The 21,952-nt window shown below is 45.6% G+C and carries 28 protein-coding genes, 2 tRNA genes and 1 pseudogene; 25 read left to right on the plus strand and 6 right to left on the minus strand.

Annotated elements, in window-relative coordinates; translation table 11 throughout:
• Position 1: 1 nt before the first annotated feature.
• From JCM19039_RS09050 to JCM19039_RS09150, 22 genes are all read left to right on the plus strand, one after another.
• Positions 2–1,216 (plus strand): hypothetical protein, encoded by a 1,215-nt coding sequence (locus JCM19039_RS09050; RefSeq protein WP_042426209.1) that lies wholly within the window; start codon positions 2–4, stop codon positions 1,214–1,216.
• 44 nt (positions 1,217–1,260) lie between these two features.
• The gene (locus JCM19039_RS09055; protein ID WP_042426212.1) at positions 1,261–1,473 is read left to right on the plus strand and encodes a hypothetical protein; all 213 of its coding nucleotides are present in this window, start codon (positions 1,261–1,263) and stop codon (positions 1,471–1,473) included.
• Positions 1,473–1,823 carry a hypothetical protein gene (locus tag JCM19039_RS09060; protein ID WP_042426214.1) on the plus strand — a complete coding sequence of 117 codons (351 nt, stop codon included), beginning with the start codon at positions 1,473–1,475 and terminating at the stop codon, positions 1,821–1,823. Before JCM19039_RS09055 ends, JCM19039_RS09060 begins: the two co-directional genes overlap by 1 nt.
• 77 nt (positions 1,824–1,900) lie before the next feature.
• On the plus strand, positions 1,901–2,191 hold the full coding sequence (locus tag JCM19039_RS09065; RefSeq protein WP_152550149.1) for a hypothetical protein: 291 nt from the start codon (positions 1,901–1,903) through the stop codon (positions 2,189–2,191).
• A complete protein-coding gene (locus JCM19039_RS09070; protein ID WP_152550150.1) occupies positions 2,184–2,549 on the plus strand; it encodes a hypothetical protein in 366 nt (121 codons plus the stop codon). The genes JCM19039_RS09065 and JCM19039_RS09070 overlap by 8 nt, the downstream gene beginning before the upstream one ends.
• Complete coding sequence (locus JCM19039_RS09075; RefSeq protein WP_042426221.1) at positions 2,549–2,950, plus strand: HK97-gp10 family putative phage morphogenesis protein; 402 nt, start codon at positions 2,549–2,551, stop codon at positions 2,948–2,950. Before JCM19039_RS09070 ends, JCM19039_RS09075 begins: the two co-directional genes overlap by 1 nt.
• Positions 2,947–3,321: a hypothetical protein gene (locus JCM19039_RS09080; RefSeq protein ID WP_042426224.1), complete on the plus strand. Its 375-nt coding sequence runs from the start codon at positions 2,947–2,949 to the stop codon at positions 3,319–3,321. Before JCM19039_RS09075 ends, JCM19039_RS09080 begins: the two co-directional genes overlap by 4 nt.
• A gap of 1 nt (position 3,322) precedes the next feature.
• Positions 3,323–3,532 carry a hypothetical protein gene (locus JCM19039_RS09085; RefSeq protein ID WP_042426227.1) on the plus strand — a complete coding sequence of 70 codons (210 nt, stop codon included), beginning with the start codon at positions 3,323–3,325 and terminating at the stop codon, positions 3,530–3,532.
• A 14-nt stretch (positions 3,533–3,546) separates the two neighbouring features.
• A complete protein-coding gene (locus JCM19039_RS09090) occupies positions 3,547–3,801 on the plus strand; it encodes a hypothetical protein (RefSeq protein WP_042426229.1) in 255 nt (84 codons plus the stop codon).
• A 105-nt stretch (positions 3,802–3,906) separates the two neighbouring features.
• Positions 3,907–4,176 (plus strand): Ig-like domain-containing protein, encoded by a 270-nt coding sequence (locus tag JCM19039_RS09095; protein ID WP_052398658.1) that lies wholly within the window; start codon positions 3,907–3,909, stop codon positions 4,174–4,176.
• Positions 4,176–4,859 (plus strand): hypothetical protein, encoded by a 684-nt coding sequence (locus tag JCM19039_RS09100; RefSeq protein ID WP_042426232.1) that lies wholly within the window; start codon positions 4,176–4,178, stop codon positions 4,857–4,859. Before JCM19039_RS09095 ends, JCM19039_RS09100 begins: the two co-directional genes overlap by 1 nt.
• Complete coding sequence (locus tag JCM19039_RS09105; RefSeq protein WP_042426235.1) at positions 4,856–8,398, plus strand: DUF4239 domain-containing protein; 3,543 nt, start codon at positions 4,856–4,858, stop codon at positions 8,396–8,398. The genes JCM19039_RS09100 and JCM19039_RS09105 overlap by 4 nt, the downstream gene beginning before the upstream one ends.
• Entirely contained in the window at positions 8,398–9,264 is an 867-nt protein-coding gene (locus tag JCM19039_RS09110; protein ID WP_042426238.1) for a phage tail domain-containing protein, read from the plus strand. Before JCM19039_RS09105 ends, JCM19039_RS09110 begins: the two co-directional genes overlap by 1 nt.
• Positions 9,265–9,273: 9 nt before the next feature.
• Positions 9,274–10,509 carry a hypothetical protein gene (locus JCM19039_RS21930; RefSeq protein WP_052398659.1) on the plus strand — a complete coding sequence of 412 codons (1,236 nt, stop codon included), beginning with the start codon at positions 9,274–9,276 and terminating at the stop codon, positions 10,507–10,509.
• Between the two features lies 1 nt (position 10,510).
• Positions 10,511–10,810, plus strand: coding sequence for a hypothetical protein (locus tag JCM19039_RS09120; RefSeq protein ID WP_042426241.1), 300 nt, complete (start codon positions 10,511–10,513; stop codon positions 10,808–10,810).
• Positions 10,794–10,946: an XkdX family protein gene (locus JCM19039_RS23130; protein WP_238544982.1), complete on the plus strand. Its 153-nt coding sequence runs from the start codon at positions 10,794–10,796 to the stop codon at positions 10,944–10,946. Before JCM19039_RS09120 ends, JCM19039_RS23130 begins: the two co-directional genes overlap by 17 nt.
• Positions 10,947–11,011: 65 nt before the next feature.
• Complete coding sequence (locus JCM19039_RS09125; RefSeq protein ID WP_152550151.1) at positions 11,012–11,458, plus strand: hypothetical protein; 447 nt, start codon at positions 11,012–11,014, stop codon at positions 11,456–11,458.
• Between the two features lie 22 nt (positions 11,459–11,480).
• Positions 11,481–12,545 carry a siphovirus ReqiPepy6 Gp37-like family protein gene (locus JCM19039_RS09130; protein ID WP_052398660.1) on the plus strand — a complete coding sequence of 355 codons (1,065 nt, stop codon included), beginning with the start codon at positions 11,481–11,483 and terminating at the stop codon, positions 12,543–12,545.
• Between the two features lie 133 nt (positions 12,546–12,678).
• Positions 12,679–13,044, plus strand: a complete 366-nt coding sequence (locus JCM19039_RS09135; protein WP_042426246.1) for a hypothetical protein — start codon at positions 12,679–12,681, stop codon at positions 13,042–13,044.
• 20 nt (positions 13,045–13,064) lie between these two features.
• Positions 13,065–13,409 (plus strand): phage holin, encoded by a 345-nt coding sequence (locus tag JCM19039_RS09140; protein WP_042426249.1) that lies wholly within the window; start codon positions 13,065–13,067, stop codon positions 13,407–13,409.
• Between the two features lie 2 nt (positions 13,410–13,411).
• Positions 13,412–14,215 carry an N-acetylmuramoyl-L-alanine amidase family protein gene (locus JCM19039_RS21935; RefSeq protein WP_052398661.1) on the plus strand — a complete coding sequence of 268 codons (804 nt, stop codon included), beginning with the start codon at positions 13,412–13,414 and terminating at the stop codon, positions 14,213–14,215.
• 846 nt (positions 14,216–15,061) lie between these two features.
• Complete coding sequence (locus JCM19039_RS09150; protein ID WP_042426252.1) at positions 15,062–15,766, plus strand: hypothetical protein; 705 nt, start codon at positions 15,062–15,064, stop codon at positions 15,764–15,766.
• A gap of 552 nt (positions 15,767–16,318) precedes the next feature.
• Here the strand turns inward: JCM19039_RS09150 and JCM19039_RS09160 are convergent.
• Positions 16,319–16,394 (minus strand) — tRNA-Thr (locus JCM19039_RS09160).
• Between the two features lie 7 nt (positions 16,395–16,401).
• Positions 16,402–16,476, minus strand: a tRNA-Asn gene (locus JCM19039_RS09165).
• Between the two features lie 454 nt (positions 16,477–16,930).
• Here JCM19039_RS09165 and JCM19039_RS09170 point away from each other — a divergent pair.
• From JCM19039_RS09170 to JCM19039_RS09180, 3 genes are read left to right on the plus strand one after another with little or no spacing between them, the layout of a single operon-like run.
• Positions 16,931–17,515 (plus strand): GNAT family N-acetyltransferase, encoded by a 585-nt coding sequence (locus tag JCM19039_RS09170; protein WP_042426259.1) that lies wholly within the window; start codon positions 16,931–16,933, stop codon positions 17,513–17,515.
• Positions 17,415–18,155, plus strand: coding sequence for an MBL fold metallo-hydrolase (locus JCM19039_RS09175; RefSeq protein WP_042426263.1), 741 nt, complete (start codon positions 17,415–17,417; stop codon positions 18,153–18,155). The genes JCM19039_RS09170 and JCM19039_RS09175 overlap by 101 nt, the downstream gene beginning before the upstream one ends.
• An 11-nt stretch (positions 18,156–18,166) precedes the next feature.
• Complete coding sequence (locus tag JCM19039_RS09180; protein ID WP_042426266.1) at positions 18,167–18,637, plus strand: GNAT family N-acetyltransferase; 471 nt, start codon at positions 18,167–18,169, stop codon at positions 18,635–18,637.
• Positions 18,638–18,654: 17 nt separating this feature from the next.
• Here JCM19039_RS09180 and JCM19039_RS09185 read toward each other — a convergent pair whose 3' ends face one another.
• The 4 genes and pseudogenes from JCM19039_RS09185 to JCM19039_RS27900 form a co-directional block, all read right to left on the minus strand.
• Positions 18,655–19,152 carry an AEC family transporter gene (locus JCM19039_RS09185; RefSeq protein ID WP_081834427.1) on the minus strand — a complete coding sequence of 166 codons (498 nt, stop codon included), beginning with the start codon at positions 19,150–19,152 and terminating at the stop codon, positions 18,655–18,657.
• Positions 19,068–19,577: an AEC family transporter gene (locus JCM19039_RS09190; RefSeq protein WP_042426271.1), complete on the minus strand. Its 510-nt coding sequence runs from the start codon at positions 19,575–19,577 to the stop codon at positions 19,068–19,070. Before JCM19039_RS09190 ends, JCM19039_RS09185 begins: the two co-directional genes overlap by 85 nt.
• Before the next feature lie 165 nt (positions 19,578–19,742).
• A complete protein-coding gene (locus tag JCM19039_RS09195; RefSeq protein ID WP_238544983.1) occupies positions 19,743–21,008 on the minus strand; it encodes a serine hydrolase in 1,266 nt (421 codons plus the stop codon).
• Between the two features lie 21 nt (positions 21,009–21,029).
• Positions 21,030–21,925, minus strand: a pseudogene (locus tag JCM19039_RS27900) (serine hydrolase).
• Between the last annotated feature and the right edge of the window lie 27 nt (positions 21,926–21,952).

The raw sequence follows: 21,952 nt of genomic DNA on the forward strand, positions 1-21,952 counted from the left end.
TATGAGCAAAACAGCACTTATCAACGCAGTAAAAGACGTAAGCGCAGAGGTAGACGCAACACAAGCGGATAAGCAATTTACAGAGACAAGTCAGCAATCTATTAAAAAGGTTGCAGATCACGCCAAGCAAAGCCCAGAGCGTCAAAAGAAATTTGCAGAGGCAGCGGGTGTGCTTGGCGGTGTGCTGTCTGGAAAGCTACCATCCTACAAACTACAGGAGGCGATGACGACTAGTGATTTCCCGATCCTGTTTGGTGATGTTATGGACCGTCTGTTATTGGCAGGGTATCGTTCAGCACCGTCAACGTTTCAGATGTATACGCGCACAACCACCGTGAGGGATTTCCGCCCCGTGCAGCGTAAATATGTCGATGGTGCGGATGGATTGCTAGATCAAGTTGAGGAGCAAGCCGAGTATCCTGCTGATAGCGTGGATGAGGGAGCATACAGCTACCGTGTTCACAAGTACGGTAAGGTATTGCCGTTCTCGTGGGAGACATTTATCAATGACGACTTGGACGCTTTTGCAGATATGCCACAACGTCTCGGACGTGGTGCATCTCGATCTGAGGAGAACTTTGTCACTCGCTTGTATGTAGGTGCAAATGGCTTAAATACCAATTTCTTTAATTCGTCAAACGGGAATATTGTAGAGGGTAATCCAGTCCTCAATATGGACGGTTTGCTTAAAGCGTACTTGCAGATGAGTAATCAACGCGATCCACATAGCGATATGCCGATCCTTAACAGCCCGACGTATCTTGTCGTGCCGCCAGAATTGGAGATTATCGCTCGTCAGCTCGTTAACGCTACTGAAATCCGTATGCAACAAGGCGATAGCACCATTATTTCAAGTAACTACATGAATCAACTGCAAATTGTGGTCAATCGCTTTATTCCGATTGTCACAGGCGGTTCAGCGTCACCGTGGTTCTTATTCGCTGATCCCAATGAAGGACGTGGAGCGCTTGAATTTGGTCGTCTAAGAGGGCATGAGGAGCCGGAAATCTTTGTTAAAACACCAAACGCTCAGCGTGCCGGTGGTGGTGACGTCGGTTATATGCAAGGTGACTTTGCCACGGACAGCATCACGTACAAAATCCGTCATGTATTCGGTGGGACTCAGCTTGACCGCCTATTTGTTGTCGGGTCTGATAGCTCTGGCGGCACTGCGGGAACGTCAGGTGTTGCTACAACCGGGAAAGCTAAAAAGTAAGAGGGGTCAGATGACCTCTCTTTTTTATTTGGAGGTGTAAAGGAATGTCGAAAGATCCGCATTTAAAAGTGTTGCAAAGTATCGATAATCAGCTAAAAGGCATGAACAAGGAATTGCAAACCATCAGAAAGCAAGGCGAGAAACGAGGGGGCAATACAAGCATTAATCAAACCTTTCATAGAAGCCTAAAAGAGCCACAAACAGAAGTGCCTAAAGATGCAACGAAATCCCTTGTTAATGAGCATGGAGGGATGTAATGCCAACTAAAGGAGTATACCAAGTTGAAGTAGTCGGAGGGTCAACCGGAGGAGGTGGTGGCGGTATGCGATGGCATGATGGAGTAGGTGAACCTGATGGAAGTCTAGGCCAACCCGGAGATATGTATTTAAACACCTCTAACGGCGACGTATACGCCAATGAAAACGGAACATGGAATCAGGTTGCGAATATTCAAGGTCCTGCGGGTTCTGACGGTGCTAATGGGTCAGACGGCGAACAAGGACCACCGGGTCAAGATGGCGCAGATGGCCAAGACGCAGAAAATCAGTTTACCTTAGAGCAACGAGACGCATTACTCGAACTCATTGACGATGGCGGTGATGACTAATGTCGTTTACCTACAATCCTAAGGACGATCTAGGCATGGTGCGCCTACTCTGCGCCGACACAAACGAGGAGCACGCAATGTTTGATGACACAGACATTCGTGCTTTTTTAGATCTCGAAGGTGATGTAAAACTAGCCGCCGCCCGAGCGCTTGAAACCATCGCTAACAGCCAAACGCTCATACTCAAAGTCATTCGCACACTGGACACGAGCACCAACGGTCCACAAGTAGCGGCAGACCTACGTAACGCCGCACGACAGTTACGGCAGGAGTCAGACGATGAAGCGGGCTTTGCGGTTGCTGAGATGGTTCATGACGTTTTTGGAGCGCGTGAGAAGCGTATGAGGGATGCGAGACACCATGCGTAGACCACCAATCATTGATCCGAGGATGTATGCAATGTTGCCGGATCTTTACCCTCAGATTGTGACGATCATTAATCCGGATGGCGACAGCGTGGATGAGTGGGGGCAACCGATAAAAGGAGAAGAAGTGATCTTCGAGGGTCTTGAATGCAATGTCGCTCCTGCGGGTGGTGATGAGGTGCGGAACGGCAGTACCTCATACGGATTGCACACGCACATGATCACCATACCCGGTCTATATGACATACAGGCGGGATGGTTTGCTGACGTAGAGGACGATGGTAAATACGCCATCCTATTGAGCGAACAAGACTCACAGCGCTCTCAGACACGCATACGAGCAGAGGGGAGGGAGATCTGATGGCGAAGGATATGTTTAGCATGGAGATCAAGGGGCTCGATGAAGCGATACGCAAACTAGATCGTTTAGAACAAAGCGTTGACGGTGCAATGGATGCCGCACTATCTGCCGCCGCGTTAGAAGTTGAAAACGAAGCTAAAAACCGCGTACCGGTAAAGAGCCATACCCTTCAAAGATCGATCACGCACAAGGTGCAGAACGGAGATGCGCTTGTGGGTCCGTTCAGCGAGGTCCCATATGCCGCACGTATTGAGTTTGGTTTTATCGGCACGGATAGCCTAGGAAGACAGTACAATCAGTCAGCACAGCCGTATCTACGCCCTGCGCTTGAATCATCACGGTCACGAGTGCTTGCAGTTTTTAACTCATCCATTAACGACATCATCAGATCATCCTCATGATTCGCAAGTTACAGCAGATATTACAAGAGGTGACAGGACAGCCAGCGTATGCGTTGGTATTTCCATCGGGCGACCTATCGCCTACGGACTTTAGAGTTACGTACCAAGTAATCACAGGGAGCAAGCGTTACTCTCATCAAGGCAGTGTCCGACTCGCTAATCAAACTGTACAAGTGACGGTGTTTAGTAAAGGATACGGAGTCGCAACAGAGCAACTGAATAAGATCAATGAAGCCTTAAACGGATACCGCGAACCAAACGGTCAAATTAAGGCTGTTTTTGTGTCCGGAATCGCCCCAGATATGCATGATCAAGACACTGGAATTTACCAAAAATCAATTGATTTAACTTTTTATACGAGGAGTGAATGAAATGCCAGATAGCAATGGAGCACTAGAAGAAGTAAGAGCGCAAGCCGCCTACGGCACGAAATTGAAGCGTCGTGATCTAGGTGGAAGTGAGAGTGATTTTGAAGATATTGCACGCCTTGATGATATCGGAGGTCCGTCTCTTGAAAAGGATGAAATCGAAGTGACCGGACACGACAGCCAGATGGATACAAGGAGTATATCGGAGGGTTAAAAGACGGCGGGAGTGTGGATGCAGAAGCGTTTTTCCTACGCCAACAACCAAGCCATATGCAAGCACTAGAGGACTTCGACAGCCGAGGAAACCAAATCTATCGGTTGGAGTGGCCGGACGGTGCTTATTTTGAGTTTGAGGCGTTTGTACAAGGCATGGAGTTTACCAACGAACTTGAAGATGCTGTGAAGGTTGCGTTTACTTGGAAGGTATCAGGCAAGCCACGCTTTAACGGAACTGGCGGCAACGGAGATAACGATACACCCTAATGATCCTGAACTCGTAGGTGTTGAGGTATCTCCATCCTCAGCATCTATGACAGTAGGGGATACACAATCATTAGAAGTGACAGCAGTATATGAGGAGGATTAAAAATGGCAGATATAACTGAGCAAGCCAGTTATACCAGTGGCGACACAGACATAGCCACAGTGAGCGACAGTGGCGTAATTACGGCTGTGAGTGCCGGAGAAACGGAGATTACAGTTTCTTACGAGGATGAAACCGCAACGGTATCTGTAACGGTTGGAGAACCCGAACCCGAGTTACAAGGAATTAGCACTGATCCATCGGAAGTGAATTTAACTGAGGGAGAAACCGAAAACGTAACTGTAACCGCAGATTATGAAGGAGATGAAGACTAATGGCAAAGATGCCTACACCAATTAAAGTGGACTTAGACAAAAAACGCACAATGTACATCACACTCGGCGCGATGCACGAATTTGAAGAAGCGACTGGCAAGAGCATGGATGAAATGGACGAAAACAAAATCGGGGATATCCTGCATTTTGTAACGGCTGCACTTAAGCACGAAGATCCGGATCTCACGATCAAAGAAGTGGGGCACTTTATCCACCCCGGGAATATGGAAGAAGTGTTTAAAGCAATTGAAAAAGCCATGCGTGAGATTGCTCCCGAGAAAGAGGATAACGGATTGAAAGCCGTTGCCAACGGTGAAAAACAGACAAAAAACAAAAAAGCGCTCGGTTGGCTAGATATCTGGTCAATCGGGCGCTTTGATTTGGGTTTAAGCGAAGATGAGTTATGGGGATTAACCATTGTCCACTTTAAGGCTCTAATGAATCGCCACAACCTAAAATTCGAATATGAGCGAGCGATTCAAAAGCGTGAAGACTACCGCACTGGATTGCTCGCTTCTTTGTATCACAATAGCAAGTTGAAAAAGAGCGAAAAAAGCAAAATGAAAGATCCCTTTGATTGGTTCGAGGGCAAACAAAAGAACCTCGGAAACAAGTCAGCAGATAAGCAGAAGTTAGCTGCAATGAACATAGCCAAAGCAATGGGCGGGGAGGTGAAGCTATGAGCGCCATAAGTGAAGTGGTTGTTGCGATAAGGTCACAGGTGGATGGGTTGAAATCGGGACTGTCAGAAGCGAGATCGGGTATTGAAGGTATGGGTCAAAGCATGCAAAATGTCGGCAAGCAAGTCAGCGACGTCGGCATGGGCATGACCAAGATGGTAACAGGTCCTATCGTCGGATTGGCTGCGGGTCTTACTGGACTCGCTAAAGGGTTTTCTAACACCGGAGTGCAAGTGTCTAAATACGCAGCGCAAGCAGGGTTAGGCGTAGAGGCATACCAGCATATGACGTACTGGGGCGAACAAAACAACGTCGCCACCCAGGATATGAACCGTGCGCTAGGTCGTCTCAATCAGCGTATGGGTCGTGCGGCGGATGGTAACGAGAAGTACACCAAGGCGCTAGAAGGTGTCGGCGTTAACATGGACGATGTACGCAATGGCACGCTGTCCACTGAGGACGCAATGATGACAGCAATGTCTACATTGGCCGGAATGACGAACGAGCAGGAACGCTCTGCTGTAGCGTCTGAACTCTTTGGTACACAGCTTGCTCGTAGACTCCTGCCCGCCTTGCAAGACGGATCAATGACGATGGAGGAAGCCCGTAAGGAAGCTGAGGAACTGGGGCTTATCATGTCCGAGGATGCTGTACAAGCCGCGATGGACTTTGATACATCATGGACGCGGATGACCAATGTCATGAAAGGAATGTTCCTACCCATTGCCGTACAGGTGATGGAGTTTTTTAATAATCAGCTATTCCCAGCGATCCAAGAGCGTATGTTGCCTGCCATCGTGCAGTTTGGTGAGTTTTTAGGCAAGTTAGGGGAACGCTTTAACTCACTTAACTCATCTGTGCAAAACTCCATACTCATCATCAGTGGCATTGCCGCCGCAATAGGTCCTACGCTTGTTGTGGCAGGAAAATTCATAACTTCGATTGGAAAGCTAGCGCCGTTATTTAGTGCATTGCTCGGTCCAGTCGGTATTGCAATTGGCGTACTAACAGGATTGTCTCTGTTGTTTGTCGCACTATGGAACAACAGCGAAGCGTTTAGAGACGGAGTTATCGGGGCATTCGAGCGCATCAAGAGCGCTGTAATGGGATTTATCACGCCGTGGGTTGAAGCTTTTAGTTACATCACTGGCGGATACGACGATATGCGGGAGCAAATTGAACAGTACGGAGGATCAGTTGAGGAGCATCTAGGACAGAGAACAATGTCTGCTGTCTCAACGATTAGAAACGCAATCGGCGGAGTAAGAGATTTCATTTCGGGTGTTGTTGATCGGATCACTGATCTTTGGAATAGGCATGGAGATACGCTTTTATCAACAGTTATAGCAGGATACGAATTAATTCGTAGCGGAGTATCTGAGGTACTCTCATACATTGGCGGACTCATAGGAACAGCCTTAGAGAACATTACGAGTTTTTGGGATCAACACGGGGCGACCGTGACCGAAACCGTCATGAATATGGTTGATCGGGTACGTGATGCTCTTACTAATTTAGTTGAGTCTGTGGGTCCAATATGGGAGTCATTAAAGAATCTATTTTCCAGTTTGAAACCGATATTGACATTAATCGCATCCGTTGTAGGAGGGGTGTTAGTCACTGCTTGGGGATTGGCGATCTCCATCTTCAATGCGGCAGTATCGGCTATCGGACCATTAATAAACGCCGTAGTCAACCTTGTTGATATGGTCGTTAACACTGTGTTGGCAATCGCTAGCTTTATCTATGGTGACTGGTCGGCGGCTTGGGATTATCTCGGAAAAGCCGGAGAACAAGCGATTAATTTCCTTAAAAATATATGGACGGGCATTGCTAATTTCTTCAAAAACTTGGTCACGTCAATTTATGACTACTTCCACGGTCTTTACATGACGCTTGTGGGCAATTCAATTATTCCAGATATGGTAAACGCAATTGTTAAGTGGTTTGGAAACTTAGTCAAATGGGTTATTGATTTTGTGCGCGGGCTTGTTGACGGTGTGATTGACTGGTTTCGGAATCTGAGTTCTGAAATGAACACAGTTTTTGACACCATCGCAGACATCATACAATCGGTCTGGTCGTACATCCAAGATACATTCTCAAACGCTTTGAGCTTTTTGTCTGCGCTTGTAAGTGGCGATTTTCAAGGTATGAGAGATGCAATCAACAATCAAATGCAAAATGTTCGTGAATTAATATCCAATATATGGAATTCTATACGTTCATTCTTTGCGGAAATTCTTACTAGCATTCTCTCAAACATCCGTGAGCGTTTCCTTAACATGCTTCAAACCATCACTGATCGGATCAATAACACCAGAGAGAGAATCAACAGCGTATGGACGGCAATACAGGCGTTTTTCGCTACGGTCCTTACGACAATCATCACCAATGTTCGTGAGAGATTTCAGGAAATGGTGTCTAACATTACCGACAGAATCAATCAAGCGAGAGAGACTGTCAATTCTGTTCTAAATGCCATTTCGACGATCTTCTCAACCATACTGTCTACCGTGCTATCGACGGTTACGGATCGCTTTAACAGCGTGAGAAGCACGATAGATTCTGTACTAACCGCCGCAAGAAATATCGTCTCAAACATGCTAAACAACATCCGTGATACCTTCCAAAATATCTTTAGCAGTTTGAGAGATACAGTTACTAGTTCCTTTGAAAATGTACGAGATGCCGTTCAAAAAGGGATGGATGCAGCACTCAATGTCATTACAAGCATGTTCGATAGTTTCAGGGAAGCCGGTCGTGGCTTAATTGACATGGTTGTTCAAGGGATCGGCAATGCCGCAAGTAGCGTAACGGAAGCCGTAACGGGTGTCATGCAATCAGCTCGTGACTTGCTCCCGTTTTCGCCTGCAAAAGAGGGTCCGATGAGTGACTTGGACAAACTCGACTTCGGCGGACCAATGGCAAAATCCATCGAAAAAGGCGAAAAGCCTATCGCTCATGCTATGCGCGAACTCATGCAATCAGTAAAAGATGAGATTGACAAAGCGCTCAAAGACTCGGTGCAGATAATGCTCGGCTTTATGCCGGAGTTTAAGGACGTTGGGAAAACGCTCGGTGAGGAAATCGCAGAGGGAATCAGAGAGTCAATGGAGTCTGTGAAGTCAGCATCTAGGGATATAGCAGAGGAAGCGAGAAAGGCGGGGAGTTCCGTGTCAAATGCTCATGAGCAAACGTTTAACGATACAGGGCGTAGCATCCGGTCAGCTCTGCAAGATCTTGGAGTAGAGTTTGAACATGGCACGACAGGCTTTGCCATTAGCGATAACTTGGATGGCAAACAAGGAACGACTGCAACTGGCGGAATGGCAGTCTCCCGCGACGTTTACGAGGAAGCGCTCAAGGCAGTGCGAAGCACTGGACTCGGCGAGGGTGGCGGTATCCCTATGCGTCAAGATCGCCAACCGCAAAACATCGAAATCCATCAGACATTTAATCGCTCATCGAACCCATCTGATGAGAAGCGCCAACAGTCGAAAGCCATGAAAAACGCTACAAGGGATTGGGGGTTTGCGTAATGCGGATTAGCTTTACAAATGCAGCAGGAAATAGCGTGGTCTTTAGTGAGGGCACACGCCACATGTACCGCATACGTAGCCGCGAGGGATTGAGCCATATCCCGACAGACCTCCAATCTCAACGAGCACCTAATCAAAATGGTGCAACGCTTATCAACCAGTTGTTTGAGCCTCGGGATATGACATTTGATCTCATGATCTTAGGATCGAAGCAAGAGCAGATTGAGCGCCGGAGGTTGATGAATCGGATATTTAATCCTTTGCTAGGAGAGGGCATATTGCATGTCGTTTTAGACACAGGTGACGAGTACATCATGTCTTGTGTAGCTGATGGTACACCGAATTTTATACAGGATGAGGTTCAAGGGGTGTTTATACAGGAAGCGCCCCTTGATCTATTCGCCCCCGACCCGTTTTGGCGGAGTGTGAGGGTGTCTCAAACACCGATGACCGCCTACCTCGGGCTGTGGACGTTTCCGTTTTCATTTCCTATCGAATTTGGGCAAACGGGTGATTTTGCCTACATCGACAACGACGGTGACGTGCCTTGCCCAATTACAATCGAGTTTAGAGGTCCGGCGCTTAATCCACGGATTGATAACGTTACTACGGGCGAATTTATACAGATTAATCGAGAGATAAGCGCCACACAGCGCCTTGAGATCAACACGGCAAGAGGTCGGGATAAAAAGATCGAGATCGTGGACGAGGACGGCACAAGACAAAGCGCTTGGGGTTGGATCAATCCTGAGTCCTCGCTCTTTAATTTAGTGCCAGGCACAAACGAGATCAATTACAGCGCGGATGAGGGGGCAGATGAGGCAACGGTGATCATCACCTATCAAAAGCGATATGTCGGGATATAGGAGGTCATTATGACAGAGAGATACAGCTTTTTTAATAGTGCACAAAACGACCCTCGGATCTATGATTCGGAGAGGTTTGCAGGGTACTTTTCCAAGTTTTTAACCACAGGCTTATACCACAAAAATGCCGAGGCAGGGCTTTCCGTCACGTCCGACGCCCAGATGAGAGTACAGGTGGATGCGGGCGCGGCGTTTTTTAGTGGATATATGTATGAAAACACCGCCCCGTTGCCATTAACCGTGCCACTAGCAGATAACAACCGCATTGATCGTGTGGTCGTGCGTCTCAATCTTAACGAGGATCAGCGCAATATCCGTGCTCATATTAAGCAGGGCACAGAGGACGAGCCGCCGGAGCTACAACGCGACGAGTGGATCTACGAGCTCTCCATTGCTCGCATCAACGTAATCGGCGGGCAGTCGTTTATAGAGGACTCGCAGATTGCGGATGAGCGGTATGATGAGGATGTATGCGGGTTGGTGCGGTCGTTGCTTGACTTGAACGTCGATGAGGCGATGGAGCATATTGATGCGGAGATTCAGCGGTTTAGGGATGATTTTTCTAATGTTCGAAACTTCCCTATTGCAACCAACGAACAGGCAATAGCCGGGGATGATAACGCTTCTTATATGACACCAATGTTGTCAAGGGTACAAATAAGAGCAAACACACCAATTGAGTTGTATCACAATCAAGCAATACCAAACGGGACAAAAGAGTTAGAAGTTCCAATTCCTCAGAATGCAAAAGGTGTACGTTTTGAATTAACTTCCCGATTAAATTTTAATATTATAACTAGACACGGTTCGAATAATATGGGAATTAGACCATATTTAAGAATCGGTAATAACACAGAAGTATTTCTATTCTCCACTAATATGACGGCTAGAAATATTTTGGGAGGTTGGGATACAGGTAGTAGTGCTAACTCAAACGGTTGGGTTATTGAAAAAATAGGCTTTTTAGAATTTTATTGGAGTCAAAATAACCATTTTGGCAATGACCCTAATGTTGGAAGCCCTCCAAGCCAAGGACCGGAAAAAATTAAGACGGTCAGTCTTGAGTTTAATAACAGTAATGTTTCGCTCTTTAGAACAACAGCTAATGTAAATTTAACTAAAATGTTGAAGATTGTAGTTCCGCAGGAAACGGTGGCTTCTGCAAATAATACGGAAGTCGATTGTTCTTTTAGAACGGGTTCTCGTTTGAAAGTTTGGGCGATATATGATGATTGGAGGTTCTAAATTGGAAAATAATTTCTTTGAACACACAGATGAAGACGGGAAATGGCTTGTTTGTGAAAGAACAGGGGCGCGCTATTTGGTTGACGGTTTTAGGGCTTGGTATAGAAAGATGAAAGAAAAAGGGTTGATTGAAGACGAACTCGAAGAACCTCCAACTCCTCCTAATGTCGAAGATGAACTAGCCCATATAACGTATATGCTCATGCATGAGTCAGCCCGCAACGACTCACATGACAAAGACATTGGCAACCTATACTACGAGCTAATGAGAGGTGGTGTGCTCCGTGCTGAATTGGTTTGATATGATTAAACGTTTTTATGCTAATGGCTCGTGGACAGTGGAGATGGTCGTGGAAGCGGTAGAGTTTAGAAAGCTTAACGAGGATGAGTTTGAGCAGATCACAGGTCAAAAATATGATGAGGATAACGCCGAGTAGGGCGTATTTTTTATGTTCAAATTCCTAAGATGTATAGTAGTATTTCCATTAAATACATTAAGGGGATGATTATTATTGAATTACAGATTGCAATTATAGCTGCTGCTTCAGCAATTTTAGGTTCCATCGTTCCACAAGCGTTCGCTCATTTCTCAAAGAAGTCTTTGTATAAAGATGAGATAAGGAGAGAATATAAAAACAATAAAGTAAAAGCCTACGATAAAATGTCAAGAATTATTATTGAGATGTGGAAAAGTGATGGCGACAATGATAAATTCATCTGGGCTTCAGTTTATGAGAAGCGTATGAATGAATTTGAGATAACATATGGTATATGGCTTGACGATGACGAAGTAATACTGTTGAGAGAGGTTCAGAACAATCTTGGGATCTTAAGACAAACTAAAACTATTTCAAGCAAGGCTGCTATTCACTATGATGATTTAGTGGAATCTGTGAATAAATTACAGGACTTGTATCGCGAGAGATTAAAAAAAGAGTTCTATGTATAAGTAAAAGAATACGAGGTGAGATATGTACCCTCTACGCATATTTACGAAGAACGTGGAGTTGTTGACCGAGATTGACCAGTACGAGTCCATGATCCACACCCGGCGGTGGTCCGGCGTCGGGGATTTTCAGCTCGTCATCAACCAAAACTCGGTGGATATATCACAGTTGGAAATAAACAATCTGATTATGATTGGCAACGATGTAAACCGTGTAGGGCGTATCTTGCACCGAGAGGCGGCGGTGGATCAAGCGGGCGCAGAGTCAGAGCTATGGACCATACAAGGTGTGACGTTAGAGGGCATTGCAAAAGACTCGCTTACTCTCGCCCCTTCCGGTAGAGATTATGATCGGATAACCGCAGCAGCAGAAACGGTCATGAAACACTATTTTAACAACAACGTGGTCGCACCGGAAGAAGCTGATCGACACAAAGGCATCCGTCGCAAAGATCAAGTGGTCATCGCACCGGATCAACAGCGAGGGCGGCGCATCCAGTGGCAAGCCTCATATAAAGAGCTGGACGCTGAGCTCGAGCGCATGTCGACGCTCACAGGCTTAGGGTGGTACTGCTATCTCGATTATGAGCAACGCAAGTGGGTTATGGACGTGTCCGAGGGTCGAGACCTGACGCAGGGACAAAGCGATAACCCGCCCGTTATATTTAGCCCCGAGTTTGACAGCGTCGCCGAGCAACAGTTTTTAGATAGCATTGTTGACTACGCTTCAGTAGTTTATGTAGCTGGACAGGGCGAGGGCGCAGAGCGTCGTATAGTGGTTGTCGGCGATGGGGACGGACTTGATCGGCGAGAATCGTTTGTTGATGCTCGAGATGTCGAAGAGGAAATTGAGGACGAGGATACGGGCGAGATGGTCCCGCGTCCGGTTGAAGATATTGACGAAGAGCTTAGGCAACGCGGCGAGGAATCACTGGCAGAAAAGGCACGCAAGCAGTCGTTCACCTGCCAAATTATTGACGGCTCTCCGTTTAAATATGAGGTTGACTATGATTTAGGCGACATTGTGACCGTACAAAACCGCAAATGGGGCGTAACCTTGATGCAAGGATTGAGGATATCGAGGAGGTGATCGAGCGTGATAAGGGTCGCTCGCTATCTGTAACGTTTGGACACGATTTGCCTAGCTTTATCAAGGTTATCAAGAGAGAGATGCGACAGAGCGCCCGGTGAGGTGCTATTTTTTTATGGATAGGGGTGGGAACTTGGATGCGACAGTGCAAAGAGACTTAGAAATAGAATCACTTACAAAAAGATTAGATACACTCGAGGAAGAACTCGGGAGAGCACGAAGTGAAGCAAAAGCTGACACGAAAGTAACGAATAAGCGTATCGACAAGATTGAAGACGAGATGATCGAAGTACGCCGGGCGGTTAATGGATTGAAAGAGAAAATGAGTGAAGCATCCGTGCAAATGGCAGAGGTTAGCACAAAGCAAGATCAAGTTTTGGACAGCACGAAGAATGTCGTTAAATTACAGGACCAAACACTGACGAGATTGTGGTGGTTTTTAACCGTCGCATTTATCATCTTTGCAGCGGCGTTTGGCGTAGAGAGGTTAGCATTTTAAATAATGAGGGAGATGATCACATGTTAGAAGCACTACAAACATCATTAATAGAGGTAGTCTTATCAGCTGTCGGCATCTTAATTGCGGCGGCTGTTTCTTATTTTACACCAAAAATCAAACGGTACTTGGAAATCGCTGCAGACCGTGACAACCTCGGCATCATCGCTGAGATCACAAACGTGGCGGTTGAGCGCATCGAGGAGCAATTCAGCGGCGAGTCCGGCGCGCTAAAGTTTGAAGAGGCAACACAGTACGCCTCCAAAATACTTGAGCGCTACGGAATCGAGGTGTCTGATGACCTCATCCGCGCTCAAATACAGGACGGATGGCACCGTATGCAGACGGCAGATAAACAAGAGGTGTAGGCATGGTCAACATTATATCTGATATGATCCCTCGGTCTGCCAGCAACCGGCCGGGGCACTGGCAAACGCCAAATAAGATCGTTGTACACGAGACAGCCAACGCATCAAGAGGTGCCAACGCGGCTATGCACGGTCGATACGTCAAAGGAGCAGACGCACGCAGACGATCGGTGTCTTGGCATTTTACAGTTGACGATAAGGAGATCCGCCAGCATTTGCCGATTAACGAGCGTGGCTGGCACTCGGGCGCGGGCAATATTAATAGCGTCGGTATAGAGATATGTGTTAACTCAGACGGCAACTGGCAAAAGACGAAAGCTAACGCTCAAGCGCTGATTGCTCATTTGCAAGCGTTGGGCATTAGTGTCATCACTACACACCGTCAGGAGACAGGTAAAAACTGCCCGGCTAGGCTATTGCGTGAGGGGTTTGCGTCGTTTTTGGCTGGTGTTGGGGCAGTGGAGCAGGTTAAGTCAGAGACTACAGAGGATGAGGAGGAGTATGTAGTGTTAGATGCGGACTTTTTAAGCAATAATAAAGCGATTGAGGACGTTGTGCGGCGCTTTGGCGTTAGTGATATGGAGGATAAGCTAAAAGCAGGTACACTCAAGCAGAGCGATCTATTTGGTACTTTAGCAAAAGCGGCTATGGCTAATGGATCGAGCAGGAGCAACCCTTCAGACGCTCATATCGGCGCATGGACAAAAGCTGAAAATAACGGTGTGCTTAATGGCGAACGACCAGGTGAGTATGTAACCAGAGAGCAACTTGCGTCTGCGCTTGACCGCACGGGTAACTTGGATTAAAAAAAGCCCGCATAGTGCGTGCTCTTAATATGATTCAGTCACATTCACTGTTACTTCCGCATCTTCATAACCATGAGACTAAAAGTGAAAATCATAACCATTGGCTCAGAAGCCGTCATACGAGAATTAATAATATCATCTGTAACATCTCTTCGAATGTTTGTATGAGTTATACCTGAGGGTAACCTAACTGATAAACTGTGATAACTTTCTAACCAATCATTATCTTGAGATGTAAAAGTAACGAAGCTGCCGACGACTGAATCTACTGGAGTAATTTCCGGTGGTGCCAATAAGCTATTCTCATCATCTTCGCTATTCTCGTCTTATGCCTTCTCTCTATCTCAACTTTATAACGAGCCTTCACCGCACGTGCCACTTTCATGGCATACGGCGATCCGTCAAAGAACATTGCCAATGCGCCCCCACGCACTATGAGTATAATGTACATTGATGGAGTGGGAATGTCTAGTTATATTTATAATTTTCTAATTTTTTATTGAAACTGAGTGTAAAACGATGTAGATTTAAATGGAGAGAGTCGGAACTAGTCAAGCAGGTTCCGATAAATTCCCCGTTCTTTGTGAGCGGGGCTTGTTTGTTTAAATAGTTTACGCATCGCTAGAAGGGCAGCAGGTAAGGTCACGGTCGAGGGTTACGGCGGATCTTTAAATGAGCGGATTGACAAGAGGTGAAATAATCAGTAAATTTAAGGTGAGAGAGTCGGGAACGGTCGTTTCCGATAAATGCCCTCGCTGTCATGGCGGGGGTTTTGTATTTGCGGTAAACGATATTGTTGAAATAAAAACATACTAAATGCTGTACATTTATGAGGAAGGTGTACTTTTGAAGTTTTTAGGCTACATTTCATTTATACATATTATAATTATAGTTGGTTGGATGGTATATAACATAATTTTTTCTATCCAAAACCCTTTTTTGATCCACGATAGCGGAATGTCAATAAGTCAAAAAGGGCTAGAGTATCACTCTTCCCATGTTGGCTACTTGGCTTTAGACCATGGGAGTAAGTCGATTATTATGCTCGTTACTGTAGCTATTCCTATTGGTTTATTTTGTTTTTTAAAATCAATTCCAGGTAAGAAGTTAACTAACATTATTGGATTAATCTTTGGTGTAATAGGTTTTATGTTCTATTCTTTGTCGCTCATGCTTCAAGCTGCAAGTGTAGCCTATTCAATAAACCTGTATAGCGAAGCAACAAATGAATTCTCTCAACAATTTGCAGTACATTTATTTGAATGGACTATGATTGAGGGTGGCTTTTCTACAAGCGTTTATATTTTGTCCAATCTTGCAATTGGAGTATGGATTCTGTCACATTCTAAGATGCTCAAAAATTTACATCCTAGGATAGCTATATCGGGACTATTTATTGGTAGTTTACATATCTTTTCATACTTGAGTTCTTGGTTCTTTTTAATGTTTGGTCGTCAAAGCATCCACGAATTTACTGAGGCTGTAGGGTTGTTATTGCTTGTTTGGTTGTTCCTTATAGGTATTTTATTCTTAAAAAAAGACACGCCCTAAAAGGACGTGTCAACAGCAGGAATTGGAGCGGACGTTACTAGGTTAATCTATGTGTTTGTCTTTTATTCATTTTGATAAATATTTATCGACAATAAAGACATAAAAATAGCCACCCAATATCACCTACTAAGTAGCTCACATATAAACGCAAGCCTTCGGTTCAATCGGGTGATTTTTCTGTATTATAAACTAATATTAGAAAGTTTGCAAATGTTTTTTGGGGGCAGGTTTGAAGTTCCAGTGTCGATAGGGATGGTTCCATTTGTTTTCTAATGCATTTCCATTTCCGGTGCTCCGGCAAGATCATTCGCATTGATTCCCAGCGCATGTTGCTTCCCGGCGTTAATTTATTTCTTCTCATCATGCACCCCCTCGATCGGGAATTTATTTTCATTATATGCGAACAAACGTTCTTTATCAAATGTTAAAAAATAGCAGTGTTTTACTACTGCACTTCACGAAAGGTCACCACTTTGGCACCAAATGACCTCATATCAAAACAAAAGCGAGTTCCAGCAAATGCTGAAACCCGCGTCGTTATTAGTGTTTAGATGGAGCTTCCTACCGGGCTTGAACCGGTGACCTCATCCTTACCATGGATGCGCTCTACCAGCTGAGCTAAGGAAGCGATAAAATGGCTCCGCAGGCAGGATTCGAACCAGCGACCTACCGGTTAACAGCCGGTTGCTCTACCACTGAGCTACTGCGGAATATGTATGCTTGACGTCACGTTCATATCTTAGCACAGTCGGAAGAGTTTGGCAATGCTGGGCATCGGTTTTTGTTTGGATTGAAAATTTATTTCAAAGATGACTTGTATGTGTGATTTTCGGGTATAGAGTGTAGTAAAATTGGCTTTTATCTATTAAAATCATCCTATAATCTAGAAAATATAACCAAAGGACGCTAGACTTATGTATCAATGGAAAGTATGATTGAGATGCATTGTAAAGTATCGGCTCAAAAGAAATTCGTATATTATGAAAAGAACATAAAAAGATTAGGAATAGAAAGAAATATTGATCTTTTTCGACAAAACATCATCTTTACGTGTAGAATTTTGTTATAATGATAGGGTATTCTTTCACGTTGTTGCCATGGGTTTGTAAGGTAGAAAGCGAACACCTCAGCCGAGCAATACTATTATGATTACGGGGTGAAACTATGGAAATCCGCTTTGCCACGCTCGATGATGTTGAGCAATTAATCGTAATGCGTTGGACGGATGCAAAAGAACAAGACAGTAGTTTGGATGCGAGTAGTTATACTGTTTTCCATGAGGAGTATAATAATTACTTGTTTGAAATTATTTTGAGTGATGAGCATTATGTTTGGGTAGCAGAAGATGATGGAAGTTTGACTGGACAGATGTCATTGAAAGTTTCTCGAGGGTTTCCTTACCCAGATCAAGAACAAAATGTTTATGCGGTCATAACGAGTGCTTATACGACACCGCAATATCGAGATCGTAAGATTCTTGAAAGTATAATGGATGCGGTGAAGCAATTTAAGGTGGAAGAAGCCATCACGCTCTTGTATGTTTCTTCTGAGATTTGTTGTGAGTCTGCGTTTTTTGAGAAAGCTGGATTTACTTACAGTAGCGCGTTTTTAACGCATATAGACGACCATTCGAATGAGGCTGATCCATATGAACATCACACCAATCGGTGTTTGGGGTGCGTACCCGAAGCGAGGGGAGGCCACCTCTGCTTTTTTATTGGAAGAAAAAGGGTTTCGATGTTTGTTTGATTGTGGGAGTGGTGTTTTGTCAGCGCTCCAACAAATAATACCACTTCATGAGCTTGATGCGGTTGTGGTCAGTCATTACCATCCGGATCATGTAGCGGATATTGGATGCTTACAGCATGCGTTACTCATTGATTCTCACCTAGGGAAGCGAACGGCTACACTGCCGATTTATGCGCACCCGTATGACAAGGAGCAGTTTTCAAGGCTGAATTATCATGAGGTGTCAATGGGGATTTCATTAGAGGCAGAGCAGTTATTAACGATAGGACCGTGGGTAGTGAAGACAACGAAGACTGTTCATCCTGTCGATTGCCTTGCAATTCGCTTCGACTCGGAGAATTATTCGATCACGTTTACTGCGGATACGGCGTGGAGTGAGAATGTCGTACGTCTTGCCCAAGGTTCTGATACGCTCGTGAGTGAAGCTTCCACTTACGATCATATGATCGAGAAAATTCCAGGTCATTTAAGCGGTAAGCAAGCAGGTGAACTTGCTGAAGCGGCAGGTGTGAAACAATTGGTACTTACTCACCTTCCTCAATATGGCGATGTTTCAGATCTAGAGAAAGAGGCGGCGCTCGCCTTTCGAGGCCAAGTGAGGCTAGCAAGGGCGTTTTCCGAGATATTGATAGAAGGGTAGAAAAAACGACAATGAACCACAGTATAAGACAGCTAAGAGGCGATGAGCCGCTACCCGTGGTGCTGCTCTCCCTCGCCGACCCTGATCAAGGGAAGATACAAACGTACGGAGCGTTAGGGTGTGTATATGTATTGGAACGTGGCGGTGCCATTGTCGGTGTTTATGTGCTAATGGCGCAGGCTGACAATCAGGTGGAGGTCATGAATGTCGCCGTCGATGAGCGGTTCCAAGGTCAAGGACTTGGAACCCAGCTTGTTAAACACGCAATTGCAGAAGCGAGGCGCATGAAATTTGCTCAGATTATGATAAAAACGGGTAGTACCGGAGTAGCGCAACTGTACGTATATCAAAAATGCGGATTTCGGATGGCTCACATCGTACATGATCACTTTATAAACGAATATGAACAACCGATCTTTGAAAACGGCATCCAGCTCCGTGATCAAGTCGTGCTCGTTCAATCATTGCAAGAAAGCGGATAGCAGTCCGCTTTCTTTTTTTACGTGAGGGCTAAAAAGATAAGGTAGAGTAAGGGGAGTGTGAAGGCGGCGAGTAGTGTGGTGAGCACAACAGCGACCGAGGCGAAAGGTGTGTCACCGCCGTACAGCTCGCTATACAAACTAATGGTGGGTGCACAAGGTGTTGCTGATAAGAGTACGCCGACGGCAAGCCATTGAAACGGGATGTCGAGCAAGACGAGAGGTAAGAAGATGAGTAGTGGCAGGATGAGAAGTCGGTGGGAAACGGCGAACCATAATAAGCGATCTTTCAAGAGGCTCGCAAGTGAGCGCCAATGTTGTTCTGAGAGGATGACACCGATGACAATCATGGACAGAGGGATGGTCATCTGTCCGACCGCATCAATAGATGCGAGCAGTGCAACGGGTAAAGAGATCGGAAGAAAGAAAAAGACTAATCCGATGACTGTCGCAATAAGTCCTGGATTCTTCCATACTGGTGGGTAGGTGCGTTCATAACAGCAATGCCGTACGTCCAGATGAGGATGAAATAAATAAGGTTAAAGACTGCAGCTAGAAACATCCCTTCGTGACCAAACAGTTGAAAAACGACGGCAACGCCGATGAAGCCTTGGTTGCCAAAAAGCAATAAGTTTTTGAAAACACCGGATCGGTAGTCAGGGAGTTGCATGGCTTTAGAGAGCCACCGTCCATACAAAAGGGTAATGCTGAGAAACAGGAATGACATTACGATTAACGTAATAACGGCATACACACGTTCATATTCAAAAGATAAGTGCATGGAGGAAACGATAAGACATGGAAGGGTGACATAGAGGAGCAGTCTCGTAAATACGAGCTTGCTCATGGGTGGCAACAGCTTAAACCGCTGAGCAAGCCATCCAAAGATGAGAATGCAGTAAAGCACCAACATCTCTTCAAGCAACACAATAAATGCATTCATAAACCCCACCGCCTTCTTATTACTATTCGGCTTAGGTGGGGAATATGTGTCAAAAAAGGACAAGGTTTGACAAGTGTTACGCTTTTCTCAGCAGTTGGCGAAACCCAAATTGCAGTCGACCGTCGTTGAATTGCAGCAGGTGTTCATCCCCTTGAAGTTGGATCGTTAATGCGCGTGGGCTAACGGAACGAGTTTCAAATTCATTGTCTTGAATCTCAATGTATATGTTATCGTCTTTCTCGTAGGCGTGGACGACTTGACCTTCGTTCGACTCGTACGTACCGACGATCGCTTGCCGGTCCGCGTGTGTAAGCGAATATCGGGATATTGAATGGCCTGGGCTTCTGGTTCGATGCCGAGCTCACTTTGTACGGCGCCGTTTAACAGAACTTCTGCAGGGGCACCGGCGATGTTCGTTAAACAGACAGCACTCATGGCTTTATCTGGAAGGACAGCGAAATGAGCGGAAACGCCTTTGATTCCACCGCCGTGATCAATGCGAGTCGTCCCGAAAAAGTCAGGAGTGATCACCACACCGTATCCGTAGTAGATGCCAGGTTCGATTTGAATATGAGGGGTGCACATCGCCTGGATTCGTTCAGGGGAAAGTAGTCCTTGATATGGCTCTAAGAAGAACTCACCGTAGCGAATCATATCTCGAGCAGTGGACTTTACATACCCAGCTGACCACATTGAATAGGCGTCCCACCAGCCTGGAGACGCTTCAATTTCAGGATTGTCAGCAGTAGGATCTGCAGAGTACAGGAGCGTCGCTGTGTGCTCATTCAGGTATTTCGGGTTAAAGAATGTAGTGTTCATTTCTAGTGGAGAGAAAAGGTACTCCTCCATATAATCGGCATAAACTTGACCTGACACCCGCTCAATGATGATGCCTAACAGTGCGTAACCATCGTTTGAATAACTGAATACCGTTCCAGGTGTCTCAAGCATCGTGAATGATGTCGTGTTCAAGTAGTCAATGAGGTCATCATACGTCTCGATGCTTTTTTGGTTGGCATCAAGTGGAACGCCCATTTTCATTTGCAAATCAAAACTTCCGTCGGCTTCCATCGACTTCTTGTTCGCATAAAAAAGTGTGTTCAGTGGGGGGATGCCTGATGTGTGCGTCATTAAGTGATGAATGGTGATCTGTTCTGACCCGGGAAAAGAGAGCTCTGGAATGTGGGTTGTCACTTTGTCTTGGACGTCGAGTTCTCCTCGTTCTTCAAGCTGTAAAATAGCGATACACGTCATGGACTTTGTAATGCTGCCGATGCCAAAGACGGTCTCTTCGGTCACGGGTAATTTGTTGGCTGCATCTCGGTAGCCAAACCCTTTCTCATAGCGGTCTTTTATTGCAACTATTACACCCGGAGTTTTGTGTGTATCAATGATTGTGTTTGCAAATGATTCGTATGCAGATGCATCCATAGGTTGTCGCCTCCTTTGTTGTTATACGATTGTATGAGATGATTGGTTCAGAATAATTTGCACCGCGCGGTTGGCGATGTGTGCGATGTCGTCTTCTCCGGCTTCTGTTGAGGCGTGGCCTCTGGAAAATATGGAAACGATGAGCGTGTTATGGTCATCTATTCGAATAATGCCTGCATCGTTAAGATGATCGGCTAATGAGCCGGTTTTATGAAGCACTTGAACGCTTTTAGGTAAGTATCTAGGGATTCGTCGATTCAAATGTTGCCGACTTAAAATGTCCAGTGCGATTGATGTAGATGACGGACTAAGCAACTCCCCAGCGAGAAGACGTTCATAGATTTGGTTCATTTCATTTGGTGTCGTCGTGTTCGTTTCTGTATGTGTTTGAAACACGCGATTATTCGGATCAAATTGTTCCGAGGAAAGGCGTTTGTGAAGCTCGGTTGCGTATGACTGAGAATAAGGCTCTGGTGTAAGGCCGACAGAATGGGCGAGCAGGTCAGAGGTTGTCACGTCCATCGTCGTGCGCGTAAACCCCAATCTTTTAAGTCTTTTTGCACAGTTTCAAGACCGATGATTTTCAGGATCTTATCGGTGGCAAGATTGTCACTAACAATAATCATGAGCACAGCAAGGTCTTTGAACGTCGGGGCTAGTCCAGGTGAGAGTTCTTTAAGGATCCCTGAACCATACACTTCGTCTTCTTGTGTGAGTGTGACACGTGCCAAGAGGTCAATCTCTCCCCGATCGACTTTCTTTAATAACGAAAGTAAAATTGGGACTTTAAACACGCTCGCTTGTTGGAAAGGGTCGTCACCGCGCGCAGAGAAGTGTTCCCCGCTTTCCACGTGTGTAACGCTCACCCCGAACACAGCATTCTTTTCTTCAATAAAGGATTGCATCGTTTGCCACATATACTTCACTCCCGAAGCTTGGTACAC

The organism is Geomicrobium sp. JCM 19039 (assembly GCF_000698145.1).
Lineage (GTDB): Bacteria > Bacillota > Bacilli > Bacillales > Marinococcaceae > Geomicrobium_A.